General features: G+C 62.7%; 19 protein-coding genes. 12 read left to right on the top strand and 7 right to left on the bottom strand.

The window, feature by feature from the left end; all coding sequences use genetic code 11:
* Both B7O88_RS17130 and B7O88_RS17125 read right to left on the bottom strand, forming a co-directional pair.
* Positions 1 to 1,083 (bottom strand): ABC transporter permease, encoded by a 1,083-nt coding sequence (locus tag B7O88_RS17130; RefSeq protein ID WP_088277924.1) that lies wholly within the window; start codon positions 1,081 to 1,083, stop codon positions 1 to 3.
* Positions 1,070 to 2,614: an ABC transporter ATP-binding protein gene (locus B7O88_RS17125; RefSeq protein ID WP_088277922.1), complete on the bottom strand. Its 1,545-nt coding sequence runs from the start codon at positions 2,612 to 2,614 to the stop codon at positions 1,070 to 1,072. The genes B7O88_RS17130 and B7O88_RS17125 overlap by 14 nt, the downstream gene beginning before the upstream one ends.
* 262 nt (positions 2,615 to 2,876) lie before the next feature.
* Here B7O88_RS17125 and xdhA point away from each other — a divergent pair, with 262 nt between their 5' ends.
* From xdhA to B7O88_RS17085, 8 genes are all read left to right on the top strand, one after another.
* Complete coding sequence (gene xdhA, locus B7O88_RS17120) at positions 2,877 to 4,343, top strand: xanthine dehydrogenase small subunit (protein ID WP_088277920.1); 1,467 nt, start codon at positions 2,877 to 2,879, stop codon at positions 4,341 to 4,343.
* Positions 4,336 to 6,690 (top strand): xanthine dehydrogenase molybdopterin binding subunit, encoded by a 2,355-nt coding sequence (gene xdhB, locus B7O88_RS17115; protein WP_088277918.1) that lies wholly within the window; start codon positions 4,336 to 4,338, stop codon positions 6,688 to 6,690. The genes xdhA and xdhB overlap by 8 nt, the downstream gene beginning before the upstream one ends.
* A complete protein-coding gene (xdhC, locus tag B7O88_RS17110) occupies positions 6,690 to 7,562 on the top strand; it encodes a xanthine dehydrogenase accessory protein XdhC (protein ID WP_088277916.1) in 873 nt (290 codons plus the stop codon). Before xdhB ends, xdhC begins: the two co-directional genes overlap by 1 nt.
* Positions 7,559 to 8,059: a 2-oxo-4-hydroxy-4-carboxy-5-ureidoimidazoline decarboxylase gene (uraD, locus tag B7O88_RS17105; RefSeq protein ID WP_088277914.1), complete on the top strand. Its 501-nt coding sequence runs from the start codon at positions 7,559 to 7,561 to the stop codon at positions 8,057 to 8,059. Before xdhC ends, uraD begins: the two co-directional genes overlap by 4 nt.
* Complete coding sequence (uraH, locus tag B7O88_RS17100) at positions 8,056 to 8,397, top strand: hydroxyisourate hydrolase (protein WP_088277912.1); 342 nt, start codon at positions 8,056 to 8,058, stop codon at positions 8,395 to 8,397. Before uraD ends, uraH begins: the two co-directional genes overlap by 4 nt.
* Position 8,398: 1 nt before the next feature.
* Positions 8,399 to 9,760, top strand: a complete 1,362-nt coding sequence (guaD, locus tag B7O88_RS17095; RefSeq protein ID WP_172409680.1) for a guanine deaminase — start codon at positions 8,399 to 8,401, stop codon at positions 9,758 to 9,760.
* Entirely contained in the window at positions 9,741 to 10,958 is a 1,218-nt protein-coding gene (locus B7O88_RS17090) for a urate hydroxylase PuuD (RefSeq protein WP_088277910.1), read from the top strand. Before guaD ends, B7O88_RS17090 begins: the two co-directional genes overlap by 20 nt.
* Before the next feature lie 150 nt (positions 10,959 to 11,108).
* Positions 11,109 to 11,642, top strand: coding sequence for an REP-associated tyrosine transposase (locus B7O88_RS17085; protein WP_088277908.1), 534 nt, complete (start codon positions 11,109 to 11,111; stop codon positions 11,640 to 11,642).
* Between the two features lie 72 nt (positions 11,643 to 11,714).
* Here B7O88_RS17085 and B7O88_RS17080 read toward each other — a convergent pair whose 3' ends face one another.
* On the bottom strand, positions 11,715 to 12,728 hold the full coding sequence (locus B7O88_RS17080) for an isopenicillin N synthase family dioxygenase (protein ID WP_088277906.1): 1,014 nt from the start codon (positions 12,726 to 12,728) through the stop codon (positions 11,715 to 11,717).
* A gap of 559 nt (positions 12,729 to 13,287) precedes the next feature.
* On the opposite strand from B7O88_RS17080, the gene B7O88_RS17075 reads away from it, so the two are divergent.
* Positions 13,288 to 14,640 carry an amidohydrolase family protein gene (locus B7O88_RS17075; protein ID WP_088277904.1) on the top strand — a complete coding sequence of 451 codons (1,353 nt, stop codon included), beginning with the start codon at positions 13,288 to 13,290 and terminating at the stop codon, positions 14,638 to 14,640.
* Between the two features lie 177 nt (positions 14,641 to 14,817).
* Here the strand turns inward: B7O88_RS17075 and B7O88_RS17070 are convergent, their stop codons facing one another.
* Positions 14,818 to 15,888, bottom strand: coding sequence for a BMP family ABC transporter substrate-binding protein (locus tag B7O88_RS17070; RefSeq protein ID WP_088277902.1), 1,071 nt, complete (start codon positions 15,886 to 15,888; stop codon positions 14,818 to 14,820).
* 240 nt (positions 15,889 to 16,128) lie between these two features.
* A complete protein-coding gene (locus B7O88_RS17065; RefSeq protein WP_088277900.1) occupies positions 16,129 to 17,178 on the bottom strand; it encodes an MBL fold metallo-hydrolase in 1,050 nt (349 codons plus the stop codon).
* 223 nt (positions 17,179 to 17,401) lie between these two features.
* On the opposite strand from B7O88_RS17065, the gene B7O88_RS17060 reads away from it, so the two are divergent.
* Together B7O88_RS17060 and B7O88_RS17055 are read left to right on the top strand one after the other, a co-directional pair.
* Positions 17,402 to 18,508, top strand: a complete 1,107-nt coding sequence (locus B7O88_RS17060) for an efflux RND transporter periplasmic adaptor subunit (RefSeq protein WP_088277898.1) — start codon at positions 17,402 to 17,404, stop codon at positions 18,506 to 18,508.
* The gene (locus B7O88_RS17055) at positions 18,509 to 21,577 is read left to right on the top strand and encodes an efflux RND transporter permease subunit (RefSeq protein WP_088277896.1); all 3,069 of its coding nucleotides are present in this window, start codon (positions 18,509 to 18,511) and stop codon (positions 21,575 to 21,577) included. It abuts the gene before it with no gap.
* Between the two features lie 12 nt (positions 21,578 to 21,589).
* On the opposite strand, the gene B7O88_RS17050 is transcribed toward B7O88_RS17055, so the two are convergent.
* A complete protein-coding gene (locus tag B7O88_RS17050; protein WP_160003209.1) occupies positions 21,590 to 23,305 on the bottom strand; it encodes a sulfatase-like hydrolase/transferase in 1,716 nt (571 codons plus the stop codon).
* A gap of 136 nt (positions 23,306 to 23,441) precedes the next feature.
* On the opposite strand from B7O88_RS17050, the gene B7O88_RS17045 reads away from it, so the two are divergent.
* Positions 23,442 to 24,326, top strand: coding sequence for a pirin family protein (locus tag B7O88_RS17045; RefSeq protein WP_088277892.1), 885 nt, complete (start codon positions 23,442 to 23,444; stop codon positions 24,324 to 24,326).
* 148 nt (positions 24,327 to 24,474) lie between these two features.
* On the opposite strand, the gene B7O88_RS17040 is transcribed toward B7O88_RS17045, so the two are convergent.
* On the bottom strand, positions 24,475 to 25,802 hold a 1,328-nt coding region (locus tag B7O88_RS17040; protein WP_140418603.1), incomplete at its 5' end, for a retron Ec67 family RNA-directed DNA polymerase/endonuclease.

Raw genomic sequence — 25,802 nt, 5'->3', positions numbered from 1 at the left:
TCAGGCCTCTCCTGCCACGGCCTTGGGGGCCCGACGAATGCGAATGCGGTAGTGAATAAAGGCGTCACAGGTCAGCAGGTAGAACAGCAGCAGCCCCTGGAACAGCCCGGTGATCGCCTTGGGCAGGGCCATGGCAATCTGCAGCATCTCGCCGCCCATGAAGGTCAGCGCCAGCAGCGCGGCTGCCAGCACGATGCCGACCGCCTGCATGCGCCCGAGGAACACTACGATGATCGCGGTGTAGCCGTAGCCGGGTGACACCTGCGGCACCAGCTGGCCGAGCGGGCCGGTCACCTCCGACGCGCCCGCCAGCCCGGCCAGACCACCGGCCAGAATGAACGCCAGCAGGGTCAGACGCTTGGCCGGGAAGCCGGCGAAGGCGGCGGCGCGCTCGTCCTGACCGAGGACCTTGAGCTGGAAACCGATAAAGGTGCGGGCAAACAGCACGCCGACCGCCACCGCTGCCAGCAGACCGAACAACAGGCCGATGTGCAGGCGGGTTTCAGGGATCAGCTTGGGCAGCAGCGCCGAGGCGGCGAACATCTCCGACTGCGGGAAGCCAAACCCGTACGGATCCTTCAGCGGGCCGTGAACCGCGTACAGCAGCAGGTTCAGGGCGATGTAGTTGAGCATGATGGTGGTCAGGATCTCGTTGCAGTGGAACTGCGTTTTCAGCAGACCCGCCAGCAGTGCCCAGACCGCGCCGGCCACCATGCCGGCAATCAGCACCAGCGGCAGCACCCAGGGGCCGCTTTGGCCGCCCAGTTGCAGGGCCACCACGCTGGCCCACAGCGCGCCCATCAGGAAATGCCCCTCGGCACCGATATTCCACAGCTTGGCTCGGTAGCAGATGGTCAGGCCGGCGGCGCACAGCAGCAGCGGTGCCATCTTCAGGCCCAGCTCGGCCCAGCCGTGTTTGTCACTCAGCGGGGTCAGGAAGAAGAAGGTCAGACCTTCTACCGGGTCCTTGCCGAGGGCCATGAAGATGCCCATGCCGGTGATGATGGTGAGGACCAGAGCCAGCAACGGGGACGCCCATTGCATGGCCCGGGAGTCGACGGCGCGACGCTCAAGCGACAGCATGGGAAACCTCCGAAGGTGCAGCGCTGGGGAAATCACCGGCCATCCACTGGCCGAGTTGTTCAATGGTCAGGTCACTGGTGTTGACCAGCGGCGACAGCCGGCCGGCGCAGATCGCGCCCATGCGGCCACAGAGCTGGAACAGTTCGTCCAGATCCTCCGAGATCAGCAGTACCGCAGCGCCCTCGTCACGCAGCCGCACCAGCGCCTCGTGGATGGCCACTGCCGAGCCAACGTCAACGCCCCAGGTCGGGTGCGAGGCGACCAGCAGCTTGGGTTGCTGCATGGCCTCACGGCCGATGATGAATTTCTGCAGGTTGCCGCCGGACAGGCTGGTAGCGTGGCTGTCGATGCTGGCGGTGCGTACACCAAAGGCGTCGACGATACGGCTGGCGTAGTCGCGCACCTTGTTCAGCGCCACCCAGCCCTTGCTCACCATGCCTTCGCCGTAGGCGGTCAGCAGGCTGTTGTCGACCAGCGACATAGATGGCACCGCACCGCGGCCAAGGCGTTCTTCCGGCACCACCGCCACGCCGAGGCGGCGGCGCAGGCTCGGCTTGGCCTGACCGATGGCCACACCGCTGAGGGCGATGCTGTCGTTGCTGACCAGCGCCTCGCCCGACAGCGCGCGCAGCAGTTCGTCCTGACCGTTACCGGCGACGCCGGCGATGCCGACAATTTCGCCCGAGCGCAGGCTCATGCACAGATCCTGCAGGCTGGTGCCGAAGGGGTCGCTGGTGCGGTAGTTCAGGTGGCTGACGTCCAGCAGCACCTCACCGGGCGCGCGCGGTTCAACGCGGGTCGACAGCGGGGTTTCATTGCCGACCATCATCCGGGCGATGTCGTCGGTGCTCACTTCGGCCGGATTGCACTCGCCGGTCACCCGGCCCTGGCGCAGCACGGTGGCGCGGTGGCACAGGTCGCGCACTTCCTGCAGCTTGTGGCTGATGAACAGAATGCTGCAGCCCTCGTGCGACAGCTGGCGCAGGGTACGGAACAGGGTTTCGACCTCCTGCGGCGTCAGCACCGAGGTCGGCTCGTCCAGAATCAGCAGAGAGCTTTCCTGAATCAGGCAGCGCACGATTTCGACGCGCTGGCGTTCGCCAATTGACAGGGTGTTGACGTAGCGACGCGGATCCAGCGCCATGCCGTAATGCTCGGAGACCTCGCTGATGCGGGCTTCCAGCTTGCGTCGGTCGCGGGCCTGATCGGCTGGCAGGCTGAGCGCGATGTTTTCGGCAACGGTCAGCGTCTCGAACAGGGAAAAGTGCTGGAATACCATGCCGATGCCCAGTTCGCGGGCATGGGCCGGACCCTGCAGGGTCAGCGGGTGACCGTTCCAGGTGATGCTGCCGGCGTCGGGCTGGATGACGCCGTAGATGATCTTCATCAGGGTGCTCTTGCCGGCGCCATTCTCGCCGAGCAGGGCATGGATTTCGCCTGCGTTGACTGTGAGCTGGACGCCATCGTTCGCCCGGCATCCCGGGTACTCCTTGACGATGTGTTCCAGCTTCAGGCGTTCTGCGGTTGCCATTCAGTTTCCTCTATAGGCGCTTTGCCGGCGATTTAGGGTGACCGGCCGGGCAACGCCCTATTTAATAACTGACCAATCAATCAACATTTGCAACGACAGCAATTTGCTTGCCAAAACCGGAAAAAGTATAAAAAACATATTTTTCGGACTAGTTGGTCAAGTTTTTGCAAATCTACGCTCAGAGCCTGTGTGCGCCGTTGTGCGGCGCTGAGCCTGAACACCGCCTGAAACGGGCCAAACTGCGGATAGAGCGGAGACGAACGTGATTGAGTTCTACCTGAATGGTCAGCCGGAAAAACTTGACCGAGCTGACCCAAACATGAGCATTCTTGACTGGCTGCGCACCAAAAAGCGGCTTAGCGGCACCAAGGAAGGATGCGCATCCGGCGACTGCGGGGCTTGCACCGTACTGATCGGCAGCCCCTCGGCCGACGGCGGGCTGCATTATACGGCAATCAACAGCTGCATCAGCCTGGTCGGTTCGCTGCACGGTAAACATCTGATCAGCGTTGACGCCCTGCAGGCTGACAACGCCCATCCGGTGCAGAGCGCGATGGTCGAATGCAGCGGCTCGCAATGCGGGTTCTGTACGCCGGGCTTCATCATGTCGATGGTTGGCCTGCACCAGCAGGTAGCCGGCAAGAACGGCAGCGCCAGCGAGCATCAGTTGATGGAAGCGCTGGCCGGCAACCTTTGTCGCTGCACCGGTTATCGGCCGATTATCGAGGCTGGCCGGCGCACCTTGGTGGATGCGGTGCAGCACTGGGATGGTGCTGCGCTGTTCGAGCCGGCGCCGGCCGGGCAGTTCGCCGCCACCCGTTCCACTGCGGCCAGCCTGCAGGACGACGAGGGCAAGCGCTTCGACGCGCCGGTCGAGCTGAGTGAACTGCGCAGCCTGCTGGCGGCCAATCCGGATGCCCGCGTTGTCGCCGGCAGCACCGATCTGGCGCTGGAAATCACCCAGCAGTTGAAGGTGCTGCCGCAACTGGTCTCGGTCGAGCAGATCACCGAACTGCATGCCGTGGAATGTGACGAGCAAAATCTGACCATCGGGTCGGCTGCGACCTACAGCGAGTTCGGAGCGACTCTCAGTGCCGACTGGCCGGCCTTTGCGCCGATGCTCGAACGCCTCGGTTCGCTGCAAATCCGTAACCGTGGGACCCTCGGCGGGAATATCGGTAACGCTTCGCCAATCGGTGACATGCCGCCACCGCTGATTGCCCTGGGTGCCGACATCCAGCTCGACAGTGAAAATGGCGAGCGCTGGATTGCCCTGCAAGACTTCTTCGTGGACTACAAGAAAACCGTGCTGGCGCCGGGCGAGTTCATCCGCGCGGTGCGGGTGCCGCGTCCGCAGGCCAACGAGAAGCTGTTCCTCTACAAGATCTCCAAGCGGCTGGATGACGATATTTCTGCGGTGCTGGGCGCCTTCTGGCTGCAGTTTGACGGCGATACCGTCAGTGACTGCCGGCTGGCCTTCGGTGGCATGGCCGGCATTCCCAAACGGGCGACGGGCGCCGAGGCGGCGCTACGCGGTGCCCGGTTCGATGAAACGGCGGTGGCCGCTGCGCAGGCGGCGCTGGCAACCGACTTCACGCCGCTGTCCGATGTGCGCGCCTCGGCCAGCTACCGCACCACGGTAGCCGGCAACCTGCTGCTGCGCGCCCTGTATGAATTCCGCGCCGGCGATGCCGGCAAGGCCCAGCTGATGGTGACCGACTATGCGTAAACTGCCCCGTGATGTACCCCGTCCGAGTGGCCAGCCGCTCGGTGTTGCCGGTCAGAGCACCCTGCATGAAAGCGCCTGGCTGCATGTAACCGGCACCGCCCGTTATATCGACGACCTGCCCGAGCCCGAAGGCCTGCTGCACGCAGCGGTGGGCCATAGCGCCCGGCCGCATGCGCGTATCACCAGACTCAATCTGGAAGCCGTGCGCGCCTACCCCGGCGTGGTTGCCGTATTCACCATGGCCGACGTACCCGGTCATACCGACATCGGCCCGGTGTTCCCGGGTGATCCGGTGCTGGCGGGTGAGGTGGTCGAGCATATCGGCCAGCCGATCTTTGCCGTCGCCGCGACCAGTCACACCGCCGCGCGCAAGGCGGCGAAGCTGGCCGAGGTCGAATACGAGGATCTGCCGGCCATCTTTGATACCCGCGAGGCACTGGCCAAACAGTTCTTCGTGCGCCCCAGTCACACCCAGCAGCGCGGTGACCCGGATGCCGCACTGGCGGCTGCACCGCATCGCCTGCAGGGCGAGATCAACGTCGGCGGGCAGGAACACTTTTACCTGGAAGGCCAGGCCTGCGTAGCGTTGCCGCAGGAAGACGGCGGCATGTTTGTGCACACGTCCAGCCAGCACCCGGCCGAAGTACAGAAGCTGGTGGCCGAGGTGCTGGGCATCCCGCTGCATGCGGTGACGGCCTCGGTGCGCCGCATGGGTGGCGGCTTTGGTGGCAAGGAAACCCAGGCAGCACCGGTCGCCTGCGTTGCCGCCTTGCTGGCCAACGCTACCAGGCGCCCGGTGAAGTACCGCCTCTCGCGCCCGGATGACATGGTGCAGACCGGCAAGCGCCACGACTTCTTCAACACCTACGACATCGGTTTTGACGAGCAGGGCGTGATTCAGGGCGCCGAGATCATGGTAGCCGGCCGTTGCGGCTTCTCGCCGGACCTGTCCAATGCGATTGTCGAGCGGGCCATGTTCCACTCCGACAACGCCTATTATCTGGATCAGGCGCGGGTGACCGGCCACTGCTGCAAGACCCACACGGTCTCCAACACCGCCTTCCGCGGCTTCGGCGGCCCGCAGGGCATGATGGTGATCGAGCAGGCGGTGGATGACATTGCCCGTTATCTGCGACTGGACCCGCTGGAGGTGCGCAAGCGCAATCTCTACCGCGCAGGCCGCGATACCACCCATTACGGCCAGACCATCACCCATCACGTACTGCCGGAATTGATCAGTCAGCTGGAAACCAGCGCCGACTATCAGGCCCGTCGCGCCGAGATTACCGCCTTCAACCGCCAGAGCCCGGTGCTCAAGCGCGGGCTGGCGCTGACCCCGGTCAAGTTCGGTATCTCGTTCACCGCCAAGCACCTCAATCAGGCAGGCGCGCTGGTGCTGATCTATACCGACGGCAGTCTGCAGGTGAACCACGGCGGCACCGAGATGGGTCAGGGCCTGTATATCAAGATCGCGCAGGTGGTGGCAGCGGCGTTCCAGATCGACGTCGATAAGGTCAAGGTGACCGCGACGCGCACCGACAAGGTGCCCAATGCCTCGCCGACCGCCGCCTCCTCCGGCTCCGATCTGAACGGCATGGCCGCGCTGGACGCCTGCGAGAAGATCAAGGCGCGGCTGGTGACCTTTGGCGCCGAGCTGTTCGGCTGCGGAGAAGCGCAGGTGCGCTTCGAGAACAACCAGGTGGTCGCCGGTGACGCCCGGATGGACTGGGGCGACTTCATCCAGAAGGCCTATCTGAATCGGGTGTCGCTGTCGTCCTCTGGCTTCTACGCGACTCCGAACATCTACTACGACCACGCCAAGGGTCAGGGTCATCCGTTCCTGTATTACGCCAACGGTGCGGCCTGCTCCGAGGTGGTACTCGATACCCTGACCGGCGAATACCGCGTGCTGCGTACCGACATCCTGCACGATGCCGGCCAGTCGCTGAACCCGGACATTGATATCGGCCAGATCGAGGGCGGCTTCGTTCAGGGCATGGGCTGGCTGACCACCGAGGAGCTGGTCTACAGCGATAACGGCCGGCTGCTGACCACCGGACCCGCGACCTACAAGATCCCGGCAATTTCCGATACGCCGCCGGATCTGCGCGTCAACCTGCTGGCCAACAGCCCGAACAAGGAAGCCACGGTATTCCGCTCCAAGGCGGTCGGCGAGCCGCCGCTGATGCTCGGCATTGCGGTCTGGAGCGCGCTGCGTGATGCGGTCGCCAGCATCAACGAGGGCTGCTACTGTCCGCCGCTGGATACCCCGGCCACGCCCGAGCGCATGCTCAATGCCGTCAACGCCGCGAAGGCCTGGCAGGCCGCGCAGCAGGAGGCCGTGTGATGAACAGAAACCTGCGCTGGTTCGAGGCGGTCGCCGACTGCGAGCAGCGCGGCGAGCCCTATGTGCTGGTGACCGTGGTTGGCGTCACCGGCTCGGTCCCGCGTGAGCCGTCGAGCAAGATGGTGATTACCGGCGAACACACCTGGGACACCATCGGTGGCGGTCATCTGGAGTATCTGGTGACCGCCCGGGCCCGCGAGCAGCTGGCCGCCAGCCGTTTCGAGACGGTGCTGGAGCACTTCCCGCTGGGCGCTTCGCTAGGCCAGTGCTGCGGCGGCAGCGTCTCGGTGCTGCTCGAAGGCCAGCCCGGCAGTGATGCGCAACTGGTGGTGTTTGGCGCCGGCCACGTGGCGCAGGCGCTGATGGCGATCATGGGCCAGCTGCCCTGGCAGGTGACGCTGGTGGATTCCCGCGCCGAGGTGTTCCCGGCTGACCTGGCGCCGAATATCAGGGCGCTGCACAGCGACGATCCGGTCGGCGATGCCCCGGTGCTGTGCCGTGGCCGCCATGTGCTGATCCTGACCCACAATCACCAGCTCGACTACGACCTGTGCCGCGCCCTGCTGGACGCCGGCGATGCTGCCTCGATTGGCCTGATCGGCTCGCAGACCAAGGCCGACCGCTTCCGTCAGCGGCTGGCCCATCGCGGCTACAGCGCCGAGCAGATCGCCGGCATCCGCTGCCCGGTCGGTCGCAGTGATGTACCCGGCAAGCGACCGATGGAAGTGGCCGTATCGATCAGTGCCGAGCTGCTGTCGTTCGGTACCTCCAGCCAGAGCCGTGGCCCGCGCCGCGGGGTCAGCTGGCCGCAATTGCGTGATTTGATGAAACACGAGCCTGAAACACCGCAACAGCCGGTGGAGACAAAATGACCCTGGAACAGCTGAACACCCTGCCTGAAGACGAGGCGCTGGCGGTCTTTCGTGACTGCTGCGCCGCTGATGCCTGGGCGCGCCCTATGGTCGCCGCCCGGCCCTATCACAGTGCCGAAGCGCTGCATGGCACCGCCCGCGCGCTCTGGCCCAACCTGCACGAGGCCGACTGGCTGGTTGCCTTTGAAGCACACCCGAAGATCGGTGACATCAAGAGCCTGAAAGCCAAGTACGCCAGCACCGAAGCGCTGGCCAGTGGCGAGCAGGCCGGTGCGCGCGTTGCGCCCGATGCGGTGCTGCAGCGCCTGAAGGACGGCAACGACGCCTATCTGCATAAATTCGGCTTTATCTTTATCGTCTGCGCCACCGGCAAGAGCGCCGAACAGATGCTTGAGCTGCTGGAGCAACGCCTGCCCAACAGCCGCGAGCAGGAGCTGCGCATCGCCGCCGAAGAACAGGCCAAGATCACCCACATTCGTCTGGACAAGCTGCTATGAGCAAGAGCCCGATTACCACCCATATTCTCGACCTCGGCAGCGGCAAGCCCGCCGCCGGTGTGCGCATCACCCTTGAGCAGCAGCAGGGCGACAGCTGGGTCACCCTGGCGTCAGCCGAAACCGACGCCGACGGCCGCGTGCTGAGCGGCTTCGGCAGCGAAGCGGTCGCCGGTGTCTACCGCCTGACCTTCGACACCGACGGCTACTACGCGGCCCAGGGCCTGCGCTGTTTCTACCCGCAGGTCACCATCGCCTTCCGCCTGGACGACGTGCAGGCCCATTACCACGTGCCGCTGCTGCTGAACCAGTGGGGCTATTCGACCTACCGGGGGAGCTAGGATGACGACCAACTCTGATGCCGTCGGCGTGTCGGCCTTCCGCGGCCCACTGCTGCACTTTTTGTCCGAACCGGGCCTCGGCACGCCCGATCCGGCCAGCTACAGCTACTTCAGCGACGGCCTGCTGGTGGTTGCCGATGGCCGGGTTCAGGCGGTGGGTGACGCCGCCGAGCTGCTGCCGACACTGCCGGCGGGCACCGCGGTCGAGCATTCGCCGGAAGGGCTGATCATGCCCGGCATGATCGACACCCACGTACACATGCCGCAACTGGCGGTGATGGCCAGTTACGGCACCCAGCTGCTGGAGTGGCTGGAAACCTACACCTTCCCGACCGAATCGCGCTTTGCCGATGCCGACTGGTCGGCCAAACAGTCCAAGGTCTTCCTCGACCTGCTGCTGGCGCATGGTACCACCTCGGCGCTGGTGTTCAGCACCTCGCACAAGGTCGCCAGTGAAGCGCTGTTCAGCGCTGCGCACGACTACAACATGGCAATTACCACCGGCCGGGTGATGATGGACTGCAACGCCCCGGACGGCGTACGCGACACCGCCGAGACCAGCTATGAGGAGAGCCGCGAGCTGATCGCCCGCTGGCACGGTACCGGCCGTCAGCGCTACGCCGTGACCCCGCGTTTTGCCGCGACCTCGACCCACGCGCAACTGACCTGCGCCGGCAAGCTGATGACCGAGGCCGAGGGCCTCTTGATGCAGACCCACTGGGCCGAGAACAAGGCCGAGATCGCCTGGATTGCCGAGCTGTTCCCGGATCGTGCCAGCTATCTGGACGTTTACGACCACTTTGGTCTGCTCGGCCCGCGCAGCGTGCTGGCGCACGGCATTCATATCGACGATGCCGACCGCGCCCGGCTGGCCGAGACCGGCACCCGCATCGCCTTCTGCCCGACCTCCAACACTTTCCTCGGCAGCGGCCTGTTCGATCTGGCCAGCGCCCGCGCGGCGAATGTCGAGGTGGGGCTGGCGTCGGATGTTGGTGGCGGCACCAGCCTGTCGATGCTGGTCACCATGGCCGAGGCCTACAAGGTCTGCCAGCTGCGCGGCCAGAGCCTCAACCCGTTCCAGGCGTTCTACATGGCGACCCTCGGCAACGCCAGGGTGCTGCATCAGGAGGCCGAGACCGGCAACCTGGCACCCGGCAAGATGGCGGACTTTCTGATCATCGACCGCGCCGCCAGCCCGATTCAGCAACTCAAGCACAGCGCCGAGCGCGATCTGTCGGGCATCCTGTTCGACCTGATGATCCTCGGCGACGACCGCAGCATTCGTCGCACCTACATCGCCGGCCAGTGCCGCTACGATCGCGACGCCGCACAAGGAGCAGCCCATGCTGGTCTATCTGTCTGAATGGCTCAGCCTGATCATCCGCTGGTTCCACGTGATTGCCGGCGTCGCATGGATCGGTGCCTCGTTCTACTTCGTCTGGCTCGACAACAACCTGCGTGAGCCGCCGGCGTGGAAGAAGCAGAAAGGCATCAAGGGTGACCTCTGGGCCATTCACGGTGGCGGTTTTTACGAGGTGGCCAAGTACGAAGTCGGCCCCGAACAGATGCCGTCCGACCTGCACTGGTTCAAGTGGGAGGCCTACAGCACCTTGCTCAGCGGCCTGGCGCTGCTGGCCGTGGTGTATTACATGGGCAACCCCGGCTACTTGATCGATCCGAGCAAGCTGGCGCTCAGCGGTGCCGGCGCTGTTGCCATCGGTGTGGGCACGCTGGTGGCGGTCGTCGCTTTGTATGAGGCGCTGATTCGCAGCCCGCTGGCGCGCAACGGCATGGCCTTTGGCGTGGTGCTGTATCTGATTCTGGTTGCAGTTGCCTTTGGCCTGTATCAGGTGTTTGCCGGTCGCGGAGCGTACATTCACGTCGGTGCGGTGATCGGCACCATCATGGTCGGCAACGTCTTCCTCGGTATCGTGCCGGCCCAGCGCGCGCTGGTGAATGCGGTGGCCCGTGGCGAGAAACCGGGTGCAGAGGTCGTCATGCTGGCTCAGCGCGCCATGCTGCGCTCGCGTCACAACAACTACCTGACCCTGCCGGTGCTGTTCATCATGATCAGCAACCACTACCCGATGTTCTATGCCCATGCCCACGGCTGGGCGGTGCTGGCGGCGATTGGGGCGATTACGGCCTACGCCCGTCACTTCTTCAACCTGCGCAATCAGGGCCAGTTCAAGCCGTCGATTCTGGTTGTCAGCGCGCTGGCCACCGTCGCCCTGATCTGGGTCATGGCGCCGAGCGCACCGGCCAGAATCGACAGCCACGCGGCAGAAGAAGGGGCTGCAGTAACCCGGGTTGCCGACGCCGACATCAGCCAGTTGCTGGCCACCCACTGTCAGGCCTGCCACGCGGTCAAGCCCACCAGCCCGGCCTTCCAGGCCCCGCCGGCCGGCATCGTGCTGGACAGCCTCGAGCACCTCCAGCAGCACCGCGACAAGGTCTATCAGGCCGCGGTTGCCACCGAGTACATGCCGCTCGGCAACATGACCGGCATCACCCCCGAAGAGCGTGATCTGCTCGGCAAGTGGCTGCAGGAGAATCCCTGAGCCGAGAGCGCGTTCCGGCACGCCCGTCTTTTGTGATCTGTGATCGTTCCCACGCTCTGCGTGGGAATGCCTGCCTGGACGCTCCGCGTCCATCTCGCTGTCCGCCTAAACTGCATGGAAACCACTGACGCACGATCAAGGAAGACCGTCATGGGCCGCAGCCGCTACGTCATTACCGAGCCCGACAAGGCTCACTTCCTGACCTGCACGGTGACGGACTGGCTTCCTCTGTTCACCCGGCCAGCGCTGGTGGACATTCTGTTCGCCAGTTGGCGCTACCAGCAGGCAAACCAGGGCTTGAAGCTGTTTGGCTACGTCATCATGGAGAACCATCTGCACTATGTGGCACAGGCACCCGATCTGGCCAAGTGCGTCCAGACGTTCAAGTCCTACACCGCACGGCAGATACTCGACTACCTGACCCAGCAGGGGGGCGAGGCCACCTTGAGGCAGGTTCGCGTTGGCAAGCGAGCACACAAACGGGACAGAGACCACCAGATCTGGCAAGAAGGCAGTCACGCGGAGCTGGTATGTAGCGAGGCGGTGATGCGGCAAAAACTTGAGTACATTCACCTGAACCCGGTCAAGCGTGGCTACGTTGATGTGCCCGAGCACTGGCGCTATTCCAGTGCTCGAACCTGCACAGGACAGGGTGGACTGATCGAGATTGACCGTTGGCGGTGAGCGGACGCAGAGCGTCCGGACGGGTGTTCCCACGCAGAGCGTGGGAACGATCAGATCTCGAGTCTTGCGGCGTTACTTCTTCGCTTCGGCAAAGTTCGCCTGAATGCGCTGCAGCAGGTAATCGGCTGCCGAGATCGGCGGGTATTTGCCGGCCGGGCTTTCGATCATCACGTTCTTGTTGGCCTGGCAGAAGAACGCCATGCTGTAGCGCGGGCCGCGGTATTCGCCCGGCTTGGGCATGCGCACGCGGTGCAGGGTGGACTTGAGCTGATCGTCGCTCCAGCGCATCAGCATGTCACCGATGTTGCAGGTGATGATGTCGTCACTCGGAATCACGCTGCTCCACTCGCGGTTGTCGCCGGCGCCTTCGGCGTCCTTGCCCGGGCTGACCTGCAGGCCGCCCTGGCCTTCCTTCTGGAACACCATGGTCAGGCAGTCGAAGTCGGTGTGGGCACCGGCGCGCCAGAGGCTTTCGTCCAGGTCTTCTTCCGGCATCGGCAGGTAGTGCAGCAGGCGCAGGGTGCTCTGGTAGTCCGGCAGGCTGCGGTCATGGGCCTTGGTGAAGAAGTCGCGGGCAAAACCCAGGCGCTCGGCGAAACAGGACAGCACGTCCATGCCCAGGCGCCAGGCGCGGTATTCGAAGTCCAGCATGATGCGGTGAAACTCCGGTACCACGGTCTGGTTCGGCCACAGCTCATCCATGTGCGGCAGGGTGATCTGGAAGGACTCCTTCTGATCGGCGGTGCGGGTCGAAGGGCGTACCTGCGACATGAACTCCCAGCCGGCGTTCAGACCCTTCTTCAGCGGGAAGCGGGCTTTCTGATCGTTGGGCAGGGCGAAGAAGGCTTCGGACAGCGCAAAGGCGCTCTGCACCAGCTTGATATCCAGACCATGATTGATCAGCTGGAAGAAGCCGACTTCGGTGGCGGCGCTCCACAGCTGCTCGGTTATCTCGCTGCGGCGGTTCTCGAAGTCGGTCAGGTCGATCAGCGGAATCTCGCGGACGGTTTCCTTGCCCATGCCGCCGAAAGTGGTTTCCAGCTGCAGTTCTTTCAGGCCGTATTCAGGGGTTGTTGCGGTTGTCATGTTGAATCTCCGAGTAGTTCCATTGGGGCGAATGGTGCGGAGAATGACGCAGGCGGGGAGTCGGAAAGAGGCTGTGGTCAGTCAGTCCGGCGTCCACCGCGTGATGCGCATTGTCCGCTAACTGAGCAATGACCTGGGGTGTTGCCCCCTGACAGCTTCTACTCATGTTGCCGAGGATAATCCTGCGGCACGAATACTCAAGCAGATTTTGCGCCAACATGGGCAAATCCGGGCAACGCCCGGGCTGCTGTGGTTCGGCGCAAGCTGTTCCGCTTGCGGCTGCCGTTCAGGCTGCACCTTGATTGCGCAAAAGCTGACCATCTGCACTGGATTTGGTCGCGCCGCATGGGCTTCTGCTACTGGATGCCTGATGGAATGGGAACTGTAGCGCCGCAGGCAGGTTGGTCAAAAAATTGCACTCATCGCCTTGGCACCGCATGCTGCGGTGATATCAACACAACGCAACAGAGTAGAAGCGGTCAGGGGCGTGAGGCATTGATCCGTGCTTCCCCAGCTCCGGGACATTGCTCTTTGGCAGCAATAGAGGAGCAGTACCTTCATGGCTTACCTGATCAAGAACGCGCAGGCCGTCTTTTCCCCCAGCGTGGCGGACGCCACCGATATTCGCATCAGCGACGGCAAAATCACCGAGCTCGGCCGCGACCTTGCGCTTGCCGCAGGTGAAACCCTGATCGACGCCCGTGGCTGTGTGGTCTGGCCCGGGCTGATCAACACCCACCATCACCTTGCCCAGTCGATCATGAAGGGCGTACCGGGTGGGCTGAACCAGAATCTCAATGACTGGCTGGGCTCGGTGCCCTACCGCTACTGGCCCAAGGTCACGCCGGAGTTGATGTACCACGCCGCGCGTCTGGGCCTGTACGAGCTGCTGCGCTCTGGCGGTACCACCTGCGCCGATCACCACTACCTGTATCACGCCACCACCAGCCCCGAGCTGGAAGACGCGGTATGGCGCGCGGCTGATGAGCTGGGTATGCGGCTGGTGCTGTGTCGTGGCAGCGCCACCTCGGTCGGCAGCCACCACGGCATGATCGAGCACGGCATTGCGCCGGAAACCATCGAACAGATCATCGAGCGGCTGGATGCCAGCCGTGTTCGTTACCACCAGGACGGTGGCGACGCCATGCGCAAGCTGGTGGTTGCGCCGACCAGTCTGATCCACTCCAGCGATCCGGATGGCCTGCGCGAACAGGCCGCCTATGCCCGCGAGTTCAAGTTGGGCATGCACTCGCACCTGCTGGAAGTGGACTTTGACGAAGTCGCCTCGCTGCAGAAATATGGCAAGCGTGCCGTGGATTACGCCGGTGATTGCGGCTGGCTGGGCGACGATGTCTGGTTTGCCCATCTGGTGCACTGCGACGACTACATCATCGACCGTCTCGCCAGCACCGGCACCGGCATCGCCCACTGCCCGACGTCCAACTGCCGTCTCGGCAGCGGCATCGCCCCGGCAATCAAGATGGAACAAGCCGGCATGTCGATCACCCTCGGCGTCGACGGCTCGGCCTCGGCCGAATCCGGCTCCATGCTGCAGGAGCTTAACCTCGCCTGGTTGATTCACCGCGCCGTGCATGGCCCGGACGCCACCACACTGGAACAGGTGCTGACCTGGGGCAGCCGCAACGGCGCCAAGCTGCTGGGGCTGGATGACGTCGGCGAGATCAAAGTCGGCATGGCTGCCGATCTTGTGCTGTTCGATATCAACCAGCCGCGCTTTGCCGGCGTCCACAGCCCGCTCACCGCGCCGCTGATGTGCGGCGAACCGGCCAGCGTCAAATACAGCTTTATCCAGGGTCGCCCGGCGGTGCAGAGCGGTGAAATCTGCGGGCTGGACGAGGCCGAGCTGACCGCGCGGGTGCAGGAATCGGTGGCGCAGCTGATTCGTAGCTGACCGCAGGCGCAGGAGGGCCGAGTTTCAACTCGGCCTTGATGATGCACGGTAGTGCACTGGTCGAGCGGGAGCTCGACCCTCCAGGCCCATAAAAAACCCGAGCATTGCTCGGGTTTTTCGTTGCCTGCGGTTCACCGGCGACGTGTGATGGGCACGCCGCCGGTGTGGTGCATGCGCTTACTTCGGAATGGAGGCGGTCATGCCTTCGACGTACCAGTCCATGCCGGCCAGTTCCTCGTGGGTCATTTCCACGCCGTCGGCCACGCGCAGGGTACCGCTCTGGTCGTTGATCGGGCCTGTGAAGGGGTGGAATTCGCCGCTGCGGATCGACTCGATAACGCTGTCGACCTTGGCGCGTTGCTCTTCGGTCAGCTTGTCGCTGATGGACTCGATCTTGATCACGCCATCGTGGATGCCGCCCCAGTAGTCAGCCGACTCCCAGGTGCCGTCCATAACGTCCTGAACGCTCTTGATGTAGTACGGACCCCAGTCGTTGACCACGGACAGCAGGTGCGCTTCAGGTGCGAAGTGGCTCATGTCGGAAGCCTGACCAACGCCCCATACGCCACGCTTCTGGGCTGCCAGCAGCGGTGCCGGGCTGTCGGTGTGCTGAACGATAACGTCGGCGCCCTGGTCCATCAGGGTGTTGGCGGCGTCAGCTTCCTTGGCCGGATCGAACCAGGTGTTGACCCACACGACTTTCAGCTCAACATCCGGGTTGACCGCCTTGGCGCCCATGTAGGTGGCGTTGATGTCGCGGATAACTTCCGGAATCGGGAAGGAAGCAATGTAGCCCAGCACGTTGCTCTTGGTGACCATGCCGGCAGCGGTGCCGGTGACGTAACGGCCTTCGTAGGTTACGGACAGGTAGGTGCTCAGGTTGTCGGCGCGCTTGTAGCCGGTCGCGTGCAGGAAGGTCTTTTCCGGGTAGTCGGCGGCGACGCGGGCGGTCGGATTCATGAAACCGAACGAGGTGGTGAAGATCACGTCGTTGCCGGCCTGGGCCAGACGACGGATGGTGCGCTCGGCGTCGGCGCCTTCGTTGACGTTTTCAACGTAGGTGGTTTGCACCTTGTCACCGAAATGGGCTTCCAGCTCCTTGCGGCCCTGGTCGTGCTGGTAGCTCCAGCCGTGGTCACCGATGGGACCAACATAAACAAAACCGACTTTCAGCGGGTCATCTGCTGCCATGACCTGCAGCGGCATGACGAGTGCTGCTGCCAGAGCGAGTGTGCGTTTGAAACTCATGAATGCTTCTCCTGGGATCTAGTTGTTGGCGACCGTTCCGCGTCCGTTGGAGCGGGGCCGATCTTTCCCTGCAGCAAAAAACTGGCCATTTGTTCAGGAAATGACGAAAAATTTTAGCCGTCCGCCGGGCTCGCCGCCAGTACGACGTTCTTCGTGCGCAGGCATGGCAGGCAATGGCAGCACGCCAGCCCGGACAATGCACCAATCTGAAGCATTATCCGGGCTGGCGCACCGAGTCGGTCAGCCCTGCGGCAGGGCCAGCCAGCCGCCGCGCAGGCTGGCAACCTGCGGTCTGCCCTTTTCGCGCAGGATGTTGGTGGCCAGCGCAGAGCGTCTGCCCGAGCGGCACAGGGCGACTACCGGCAACACATCCGGTATGTCGGCAATGCGCTCGTGCAGGCTGCCGACCGGAATCTGCAGGGTGTCGCCAAGGTAGGCCGGCAGGGGCTCCTGTTCCCACTCGGCGGGCTCGCGCACGTCGAGCAGGGTCACGCCTTTGCGGTGTGCCATCAGCCACTCCAGCCCCACCTCCGGCACGCCGGCGTAGGTGATGCGCAGGTCGTCGCACCAGTCCTGCTGCAGCGGCAGCTGGTCTTCCGGCGGCTTGCCGCTGCGCAGGTTGGCCGGGACTGCCTCGTTGATGCGTTTGGGGTGGGGCAGGCGCAGGGCGTCCATGTAACCGACAAAGTCGCTTTCGTTGGCCTGGCCGCCGACCCGGGCGTTGAAGGCGCGCTCTTCACCGATGCTGCTCTGGGTCCGGCCGTTGTAGTCGTGGGCCGGATACACCTGACAGCTGTCGGGCAGGCTGAACAGCTGCTCGGTGATCGAGTGGTAGAGGGTGTGCGGGTTGCCCTGCTGGAAATCACTGCGTCCGCAGCCACGAATCAGCAGTGCATCGCCGGTAAACACCATCGACTGATCGGCGAGAACGTAGCTCATGCAGCCGTCGGTGTGGCCGGGGGTGGCACGGGCTTCCAGCTCGACGCCGTTAACGCCGAAGCGCTGGCCGTGGTGCAGCGGCAGGTCGACATACTCGGCGTTGATAACCGCGGCCGATGCAATCTGGCAGCCGGTTTTCTGCTTCAGCAGCCAGGCGGCGGTAACGTGGTCGGCGTGGGCGTGGGTATCGACCACCAGCTTCAGGGTCAGGCCCAGCTCCTGCAGCAGTGACAGGTCGCGGGTGGTCTGCTCGAACACCGGATCAATCAGCAGGGCTTCGCCGCTGGTCGGGTCGCCCAGCAGGTAGGTGTAGGTAGAGGAAGCAGCGTCGAACAGTTGGCGAAACAGCATGGTCACCTCACGGCAGTACGATTAAGGTCAAAACAATATATAAAAAAATAGATTGAAGGTTGCCAGAGTGCAAGCCCGAATGTTGCGGCACTGGGTCGCATGGCAGAAAAAGCCGACAAAATGGCCGGGAATGGTCAGGATTAACCGCCATGTAGCGTTTTGTAGCCCTATAATGCCGTCAGTTATTTTTCCTTCTTTCTGCCATCTACGTCACAGGTTACCTATGGATTGCGTCGCACGCTGGATTGCCACAGGTCTTTCGGCCATTGTCGTTGCCGCCTCGCTCGCAGGCTGTTCCGAACCGCCCGCCCCGCAGGCGGACAAGCCCCGGCCGGTCAAGCTGTTCACCGTCACGGAGCCGGGTGCGGAGCGCATCCGCGAGTTTCCGGCGCGGCTGAAGGCGCCTGAAGAGGCCCAGCTGTCCTTCCGTCTGGGTGGCGAGTTGCAGAGCCTGGAGGTTCATGAGGGCCAAAAGGTGCAGCGCGGAGACCTGATCGCCCGTTTGGACGATACCGATTACCGGCTCAAACTCAGTGATCGCCAGGCCAGCTATGATCTGACCCGCAGCCAGCTGACGCGGATGGAGCAGCTGGTTGAGCGGCAGATGGTGTCGCAGGCCGAATACGACCAGCGCAAGGCGCAGTTCAACTCGGCCGAGGCGGCGCTCAATCTGGCGCGCCAGGAACTGGCCTACACGCGCATTACCGCCCCGTTTGACGGCGTGGTCGCCCGCACCCACGTGGAGCAGTTCCAGGTGGTGCAGCCGAACCAGCCGATTGCCACCCTCTACAGTGGCGACAGTATGGACGTGGTGTTCCAGTTGCCGGAAAACCTCTTGAGCAACCTGCGCCGCGACCTGCAGCCGGCCGAGCTGCGCTCCAAGGTGCGGCTGGACAACTACCCCGAGGCGCTGATTGGCGCCGACTACAAGGAGTACGCCAGCCAGCCGGACCCCTCGACCCTGGCTTATGACGTTACCCTGAGCATGCCGATCCCCGATGGTCTGGTGTTGCTGCCGGGCATGAGCGCCACCGTGATCGTCAACTTCGCCGAGATCAGCCGCCAGGCCGAGATTCCGGTTGTGGTGCCGGTAGAGGCGGTATTCAGCCCGGACAGCGAAGACAGCGAGCATCGCCAGGTTTGGGTGGTCGCCGAGCAGGACGGCGCGTTGCAGGTTGTTGCCCGCGCCGTGACCGTCGGTCAGCTGACCCGCGACGGTATCGAGGTGCTGACCGGCCTGCAGGCCGGCGAGCGAATCGTCGCTGCTGGCGGCGCTGAGCTGAGTGACGGTCAGGTGGTGCGCCCCTGGGTTCGTGAGCGGGGGCTTTAAATGAACATAGCCGCATACTTTATCCAGCGCCGGGTCACCAGCTGGCTGGTGGCGCTGCTGCTCGGTATCGGCGGGATCATCGCCTTCCTGGATCTGGGCCGGCTGGAAGACCCGGCCTTTACCCTGAAGATGGCGATGGTCATTACGCCCTACCCCGGCGCGTCCCCGCAGCAGGTTGAGGAGGAACTGACCTACCCGCTGGAAAACGCCATCCAGCAGCTGCCGTATATCGACACCATTACCTCCACCAGCAGCGCCGGGCTGTCGCAGATTATTGTCGAGGTGCAGAAACAATACGGCCCTGACCAGCTGCCGCAAATCTGGGACGAGATGCGCCGGCGCATCAACGACCTGCGCCCGAATCTGCCGCCGGGCGTCAGCGAGCCGCAGATTCAGGATGACTTCAGCGACGTCTACGGCACCTTCATGATGATCAGCGGGGACGGCTACGACTACCGCGAGCTGCGTGACTACGCCGATTACCTGCGCCGCGAGCTGGTGCTGGTCAACGGCGTCGGCAAGGTCTCTCTGGCCGGCGTGCCCCAGGAGCAGGTGCACCTGGAAATCTCGCGTGCGCGGATGACCGCGCTGGGCATCGCCCCGCAGCGACTCTACGACCTGCTCAGCCGGCAGAACGTGGTCTCCGATGCCGGCCGCATGCTGGTCGGCAGCGAGTCGATCCGCCTGCATCCGACCGGTGAGTTTCAGGATGTCGAGGAACTGGAGCGGCTGATCATCAGCCAGCCCGGCAGCTCCAAACGTGTGTATCTGGGCGATGTGGCGCAGGTCAGCCGCGGCTTTGCCGAAACCCCGACCAGCCTCTACCGAGCCCAGGGTCGGGCCGCGCTGGGGCTGGGCGTATCCTACGCCGCCCACGTCAACGTGGTCGATGTGGGCAACGCGGTAGCCGCACGTCTGGCCGAGCTGGACGCAGAGCGCCCGGCCGGCATGCACGTCGACGTGTTCTACAACCAGGCGGACGAGGTGGAGCAGTCGGTCGGCGGCTTTGTCTGGAACTTCCTGGCCTCGGTGGCCATCGTCGTGGTGGTGCTGCTGGTCTTCATGGGCCTGCGCAGCGGCCTGCTGATCGGCCTGGTGCTGGCGCTGACGGTGCTCGGCACCTTTATCTTCATGCAGATGCTGGGGATTGAGCTGCAGCGCATCTCGCTCGGCGCTCTGGTGATCGCGCTGGGGATGCTGGTGGACAACGCCATCGTCATTGTCGAAGGCATTCTGGTCGGCCGCCAGCGCGGCCAGACCACCCTGCAGGCCGCCGGCGACATTGTGCGTCAGACCAACCTGCCGCTGCTCGGCGCCACCGCCATCGCCATCATCGCTTTTGCCCCCATCGGGCTGTCGGACGACTCCACCGGCGAGTACTGTCTGTCGCTGTTCCAGGTGCTGCTGATCTCGCTGACCCTGAGCTGGGTGACCGCCATCACCCTGACACCCTTCTTCGCCAGCCTGTTCTTCCGCGATAAGGCCGCGCAGGGCGAACAGGGCGAGCCGCAGGACCCTTACCGCGGCATCGTCTTCGTGCTGTACCGCAAACTGCTCGCCGCCGCCCTGCACCACCGGGTGCTGACGCTGATCATGCTCGCCGCCTTGCTGGTGGTCGCGGTCGGCGGGTTCAGTCAGGTGCGCAAAAGCTTCTTTCCGCCGTCCAATACGCCGATGTTCTTTGTCGATGTCTGGCTGCCCAAGGGCAGCGACATTCGCTACACCGAGCAGGTGGTGGCCGAGATTGATCGTCATGTGCTGGCGCAGGACGGCGTGACCGAGGTGACGTCGACCATCGGTCAGGGCGCGCTGCGGTTTATCCTCACCTACTTCCCCCAGCGCATTCACGCCAACTATGCGCAGCTGCTTGTACGCACCGAGCAGCGCGACCAGATCGCCCCGCTGATTGCTCAGCTGGACGAGTACTTCAAGCAGCAGCACCCGACCGCCAAGGTCAAGCTCAAGCAACTGATGCTCGGCCCCGGCAGCGACAGCAAGATCGAAGCCCGCTTCACCGGGCCCGATCCGCAGGTGCTGCGTGCGCTCGGCGCGCAGGCGATCGACATCATCAAGGCCGACCCGGTCGCCGATGCCGTGATGCACGACTGGCGCGAGCGCACCAAGCTGGTCCGCCCGCAGTTTGCCGAGGCGCAGGCGCGTGAACTGGGGGTCGACAAGCGTGATCTGGATACCCTGCTGAGAATGAACTTCAGCGGCGTCAACGTCGGGCTTTACCGTGACGGCACCCGCATGCTGCCCATCGTCGCCCGTACCCCGGCAGACGAGCGCCTGGATGCCAGCACCCTCAACGACCTGCTGGTCTGGAGCTCGGCGCGCAGTACCTATATTCCGATCACCCAGGTGGTCAGCGGCTTTGTCACCGACTGGGAGGACCCGCTGATCCTGCGCGAGGACCGCAAGCGCACCCTGACCGTGCAGGCCGACCCCAGCATCATCAGCGGCCAGACCGCCGCCGAACTGTTCGCCCGCATCCGTCCGCAAGTCGAGGCGATCGAGCTGCCGCGCGGCTACAGTCTGGAGTGGGGCGGGGAATACGAAAGCTCGCGCGACGCCCAGAAAGCCGTGTTCGGCAGCCTGCCGCTCGGCTATCTGGCGATGTTTCTGATCACCATCCTGCTGTTCGACTCGCTCAAGCGCGCCGCTATCATCTGGCTGACCGTACCGCTGGCGGTGATCGGTGTGACTCTGGGCTTTTTGCTCACCGGTATCCCGTTCGGCTTTATGGCGCTACTGGGCTTCCTCAGTCTGAGCGGCATGCTGGTCAAGAACGGCATCGTGCTGGTTGACGAAATCCGCCTGCAGATCGACTCCGGCAAGGAGGCCTACAGCGCCCTGGTCGACTCGGCCATCAGCCGGGTACGCCCGGTCTCGATGGCCGCGCTGACCACCATCCTCGGCATGGCGCCGCTGCTGACCGACGCCTTCTTTCAGAGCATGGCGGTGGTGATCATGTTTGGTCTGGGCTTTGCCACCGTGCTCACGCTGGTGGTGCTGCCGGTGATCTACAGCCTGTTCTACCAGATCCCGGTCGAAGGGCGGCGGGTCTGACCCCGCACCCGATCAGCCAGGATCTGCTGGCTGATCGGGTGCGGGCAGCGTGCGCTGGGCCGGGCCCTGCAGCCACTTGCTGAGCAGCATGGGTTCGCTGAACTGCAAATCGTCGCCGGACTCTTTCACCTGCATGATGCTGTTATCGCCGAGCAGCAGCTTACCCTTGACGAAGTGCACGTTCGGGTCGGCATTGGGATTGAGCACCCGCGCGCCCAGGCGCTGGGCCAGCCACAGACCGGCCTCGTAGTGACTCACCCAGCGCTGGCCGGCCAGATCGTCCAGCGCCCCCTGCGGTGCATCCCGTGCCAGCACCATCACCGGTACGTCTACCACCGGCGGCAACAGCCGGTTATGGCCCCAGACCTCATTCTCGCCGAGCAATTGCCCGTGGTCGCCGGTAATCAGCAGATAGCGCTCGCCTTCCAGCTGATCGAACTGGGCGACAATATCGGCGACCACATCGTCGAAGTAGCGCACCGCGTTGTCATAGGCATTACCCTCGCGCATGTTACGGCTGAGCGGACCGTCTGTGGGCCAGCGGGCAATCGGCTCGTCGTGGTTCTCGTAGTTGTGATCGTACGGGCTGTGTGCAGTGCGCAGGTTGATCATCACCAGGTTGCGCTCGCCCCACTGCTTGCGTGGCAGCAGGTCGCTCAGGGCGTGGTCCTGCCGTTGGGAAAACAGCAGCGGAAAGTCCTCGCGGGTAATCGACACGTCGATAAACCGCTTGCCGGCGAAGGTCAGCAGCTTGGACTCCTGGGATGACAGCCAGAAGGTATTGAAGCCCTGCTCGCGGCCAAGCCGGAACAGGTTGTGCGGCTGCTCGCGCAACAGGTGATTCTGGCCCGGCTCGCGGATCAGGTTCAGAAATACCGGCAGGCTGACTGCCGTGGAGACGCCTGCGGCAATGCCCTGGCGTACCAGCAGCTCGCCGTCGTCCCTGAGCCGGGACAGGAATGGCGTAGTATCGCGCTGGTAGCCCATGACGCCCAGCCGGTCGCTGCGCAGCGAGTCGGCCATCACGATCCAGACGTGTTTGGCCGTGGGCGCGGTAAAGCTCACCTGGTAGGGCTGGAACGGGCTCTGTGGCAGTGCCTGCTGCTCACGGCCAGCCAGGTTCACTGCGTAGAAGGCAAAGCTGTTCAGGCTGTTGTGCAGCGACGAGCGGGTCGGCCCCGGCATGAAGTGCGTCATGTCGCGGTAGGTTGCCCGGTAGGGTTTGGCTGCCAGCACGATCAGCACCAGAATCCAGCCCACCCAGCGCGCACGCGGAGAGATCCTTGGCGTCAGGCTCATATGCAGCACAAACAGCGCGCCGTAGGGCAGCAGCACACTGGGCAGCACATGCCAGTGATTGCCGAGCTGGGCGACGGCGGTTTGCTGCACATCGGCGAACTCCCCGAACAGCCCGCTCAGGTCGGAGGGCAGCAACGGCATGCCGGTGTAGGCCATGTTGCCCAACTGGATCAGTTGCATGCCTGCCAGCAGCGTCAGCACCAGTGCAGTCAGCCAGCGGTTGGCCGCCAGCCACAGGCCGAGGCTGAACAGCCACAGCACCAGCACATAGCGCAGTTCCAGCTCGGCGTGATTGATGCTGGTAAACCACTGCTGGATAACGTCGTCAGCGAGCAGCAACAGGCAGCTCAGGGTGGCAAGTAGCGGGAGGTAGCGGGCCGGCAGATAGCGCCGGGTCAGATGGCGGGATGGCAGACTCTGTTCCTGCATGGCATTGCCTCGGGCCGCGGGTGGCCGCATGATCGTTGTTAGCGTTCAAACACCGACCGTGGAGGCGTGCCCGAGTTTCCGCGCCGTGTGTATCGAGTTATGTCGCCCGGCGACCCAGCAGCGGAGGAACCGTCCCATGTCGACACCTGCACCACAGCGAATAGTGGCCCGCACCGCCGAAATCGGCGGCACCCTGCCGGTCAATCGTGTCCTGCCCACCCGCCAACGCCGCCAGATCGGCGCCTGGTGCTTCCTCGACCACGCCGGCCCCGCCCACTTTGAATCCGGCGACGGCATGCACGTAGGCGCCCACCCGCACACCTGCCTGCAGACCTTCACCTGGATGATCGAAGGCGACGTGCTGCACCGCGACAGCCTCGGCAACGAACAACTGATCCGCCCAGGCGAGGTCAACCTGATGACCGCCGGCCGCGGCATCAGCCACACCGAAGACTCCACCGACGCCACCGACCGCCTGCACGCCGCCCAACTGTGGATCGCCCTGCCACCGAACATGGCCGATGCCGACCCCGCCTTTACCCATTACCCCGACCTGCCCAGATGGCAGCAAAGCGGCATCGACTTCACCCTGCTGGTCGGCGACTTCGCCGGCCACACCTCCCCGGTCGAGGTCTACAGCCCACTGCTCGGCCTGGATATCCACAGCCCCAGCGGCGGCGAGTGCGAACTGACCCTCAACCCCGCCTTCGAACACGGCCTGCTGGTAATGGAAGGCGAACTGGAACTGGACGGCGAACGCTTCGCCGAAAACGAACTCGCCGCCCTCGACCCCGGCACCAGCACCCTGCACCTCACCCTCACCCCCGGCAGCCGCCTGATCCTCATCGGCGGAGAACCGGCCGAGAAGGTACTGATGTTCTGGAATTTTGTCGGTTACAGCCGGGAGTACATCATCGAAGCGACGCGGGAGTGGCAGGCGGAGTCTGCGCGCTTCGGCAAGGTCGCGGGGTTTGATGGGGAGCGGATTGCGGCACCGGCGTTGCCGTGGCGGAGTGCATAATCGCGCCGTAGCTCGGCGGTAGGGTGGGCACAAGCGAAGCGTTGTTCACCAGGCGGAGTATGCGTTTGGCGCCCGTTTCAGTGCTGTGATGCGGGCTATGCCGATTGTTCAGGTCGCGGTTTCGTCCTTCATAAAGGTACTGCAGGCGTTACAACGCTGAGAAATGCCGCTTAACTTTCTCGATCTCATCAAAGATATACTTAAATCTATCAAGGTTAATATTTTCTTTGTTTGAGCGAATAACCTTAGTAGAGAAGATATGCTTTCCATAATGTTTGCTTACATCGATATGCTGAGCTGGAGAGAACGTTTTTCCATCAATCACAGTTCTGAGGGTCATAGAGTCAAATAGATCTTCCATAGCGGAGTCTTTTCCACCGGGATTAAGTGGAGTCAAAATAAGGTAAAGGTTATGGAATAAATGAATGAATCCGCTGCTTTTTAGTTTGGTTAAATCATTAGGGCATGATTTGACCTTGCTTACTAAATGATTTAATAAGTCTTTAGGTCCTGTATCGTTATCAAGCACTAGAATCACTGGGTTGTTAGCTTTCTTGTCTTCAAACTGCTTTAAATCGGCAGCATACCTTTGAACAAATCTGATAAAAGGTGTTGCACCATCACCTATATCAAGTAAGTACATTGTTTTGCGATTTAAATCAGGAAATTTTAGCTTCGGCGAATATTTTTCTTCAGCTGTTTTAGGATTAACTAGATTGGGGTAGGCGGCTTGAAGTTGGTTCAAAGCACTTTTTAAATATACGTTATCTGTTTTCCCTTCAGTTAATATTGTCGGATATTCATTTGCAAAAAAAAGCTTGTATTGCAGAAACCGTCCGTAAACTTTTTCCCGTGAATTTAACTTGTCGCGATATTTGTTAATGCCAGTATGTATCTTAGGTTCAAATTTCGGTTCTGGCGTTTTCTTTTTTTCTAGGTTGTTATAAAAGTCGACAGAGTCAATAAAAGCTAATCGACCTTCAAGCTCTGGTAAATGGCCATCTCTTAAAGAGCCATCTTGGTCGGTGATCGTGAACTTCCCGGTTTTAAATAGAGAGTGAGCCATGGCTCTGGTTGAACGCCAATATTCTGATTTAACGCTTACTTTTTTATTTATGACTAAGCCAGTTGCCTCCTGTCTTGAATCTTTAAATTGTAATCTGGTTTTTTTAGGATTGACAGAAAAGCCTGCGCGTCTTATCTCACCAAGTAGCTTTGAGCCTAGTGTCATACTTTCAATGTCTTTGACAATGGCTACTGGAAAGCTTTTTTTTCTAGTCGAAAAAGTTATATCGTCAGCATATCTCGTATACGAGCAGCCATTTCTTTTAGCTAACTTTGATAGGTTAATGTCAAGGCTGTTGGTTATGAGATTGGCAATCACAGGAGAGCATGGGCTGCCTTGAGGCAGAGTGTCTTGGTAGCATGCTATTTGAGCAATGGTGGTTGCTATATGGGGGTCTAATTTAAAGTAGG

It is taken from the genome of Halopseudomonas aestusnigri (genome assembly GCF_002197985.1).
Classification (GTDB): Bacteria; Pseudomonadota; Gammaproteobacteria; order Pseudomonadales; family Pseudomonadaceae; genus Halopseudomonas; species Halopseudomonas aestusnigri.
Note: the sequence above shows the minus strand (reverse complement) of the source record. Positions and strands in the feature narration are given on the sequence as shown.

What these genes read in the sequence shown, in the direction of transcription:
- B7O88_RS17045 (WP_088277892.1), top strand. Translation starts at nt 23,442, where the DNA reads ATGTCGACACCTGCACCACAGCGAATAGTGGCCCGCACCGCCGAAATC.
- B7O88_RS17060 (WP_088277898.1), top strand. Translation starts at nt 17,402, where the DNA reads ATGGATTGCGTCGCACGCTGGATTGCCACAGGTCTTTCGGCCATTGTC.
- B7O88_RS17055 (WP_088277896.1), top strand. Translation starts at nt 18,509, where the DNA reads ATGAACATAGCCGCATACTTTATCCAGCGCCGGGTCACCAGCTGGCTG.
- B7O88_RS17080 (WP_088277906.1), bottom strand. Translation starts at nt 12,728, where the DNA reads ATGACAACCGCAACAACCCCTGAATACGGCCTGAAAGAACTGCAGCTG.
- B7O88_RS17050 (WP_160003209.1), bottom strand. Translation starts at nt 23,305, where the DNA reads ATGCAGGAACAGAGTCTGCCATCCCGCCATCTGACCCGGCGCTATCTG.
- guaD (WP_172409680.1), top strand. Translation starts at nt 8,399, where the DNA reads ATGACGACCAACTCTGATGCCGTCGGCGTGTCGGCCTTCCGCGGCCCA.
- B7O88_RS17125 (WP_088277922.1), bottom strand. Translation starts at nt 2,614, where the DNA reads ATGGCAACCGCAGAACGCCTGAAGCTGGAACACATCGTCAAGGAGTAC.
- B7O88_RS17130 (WP_088277924.1), bottom strand. Translation starts at nt 1,083, where the DNA reads ATGCTGTCGCTTGAGCGTCGCGCCGTCGACTCCCGGGCCATGCAATGG.
- B7O88_RS17075 (WP_088277904.1), top strand. Translation starts at nt 13,288, where the DNA reads ATGGCTTACCTGATCAAGAACGCGCAGGCCGTCTTTTCCCCCAGCGTG.
- xdhC (WP_088277916.1), top strand. Translation starts at nt 6,690, where the DNA reads ATGAACAGAAACCTGCGCTGGTTCGAGGCGGTCGCCGACTGCGAGCAG.
- uraD (WP_088277914.1), top strand. Translation starts at nt 7,559, where the DNA reads ATGACCCTGGAACAGCTGAACACCCTGCCTGAAGACGAGGCGCTGGCG.
- B7O88_RS17085 (WP_088277908.1), top strand. Translation starts at nt 11,109, where the DNA reads ATGGGCCGCAGCCGCTACGTCATTACCGAGCCCGACAAGGCTCACTTC.
- B7O88_RS17090 (WP_088277910.1), top strand. Translation starts at nt 9,741, where the DNA reads ATGCTGGTCTATCTGTCTGAATGGCTCAGCCTGATCATCCGCTGGTTC.
- B7O88_RS17065 (WP_088277900.1), bottom strand. Translation starts at nt 17,178, where the DNA reads ATGCTGTTTCGCCAACTGTTCGACGCTGCTTCCTCTACCTACACCTAC.
- xdhB (WP_088277918.1), top strand. Translation starts at nt 4,336, where the DNA reads ATGCGTAAACTGCCCCGTGATGTACCCCGTCCGAGTGGCCAGCCGCTC.
- B7O88_RS17070 (WP_088277902.1), bottom strand. Translation starts at nt 15,888, where the DNA reads ATGAGTTTCAAACGCACACTCGCTCTGGCAGCAGCACTCGTCATGCCG.
- uraH (WP_088277912.1), top strand. Translation starts at nt 8,056, where the DNA reads ATGAGCAAGAGCCCGATTACCACCCATATTCTCGACCTCGGCAGCGGC.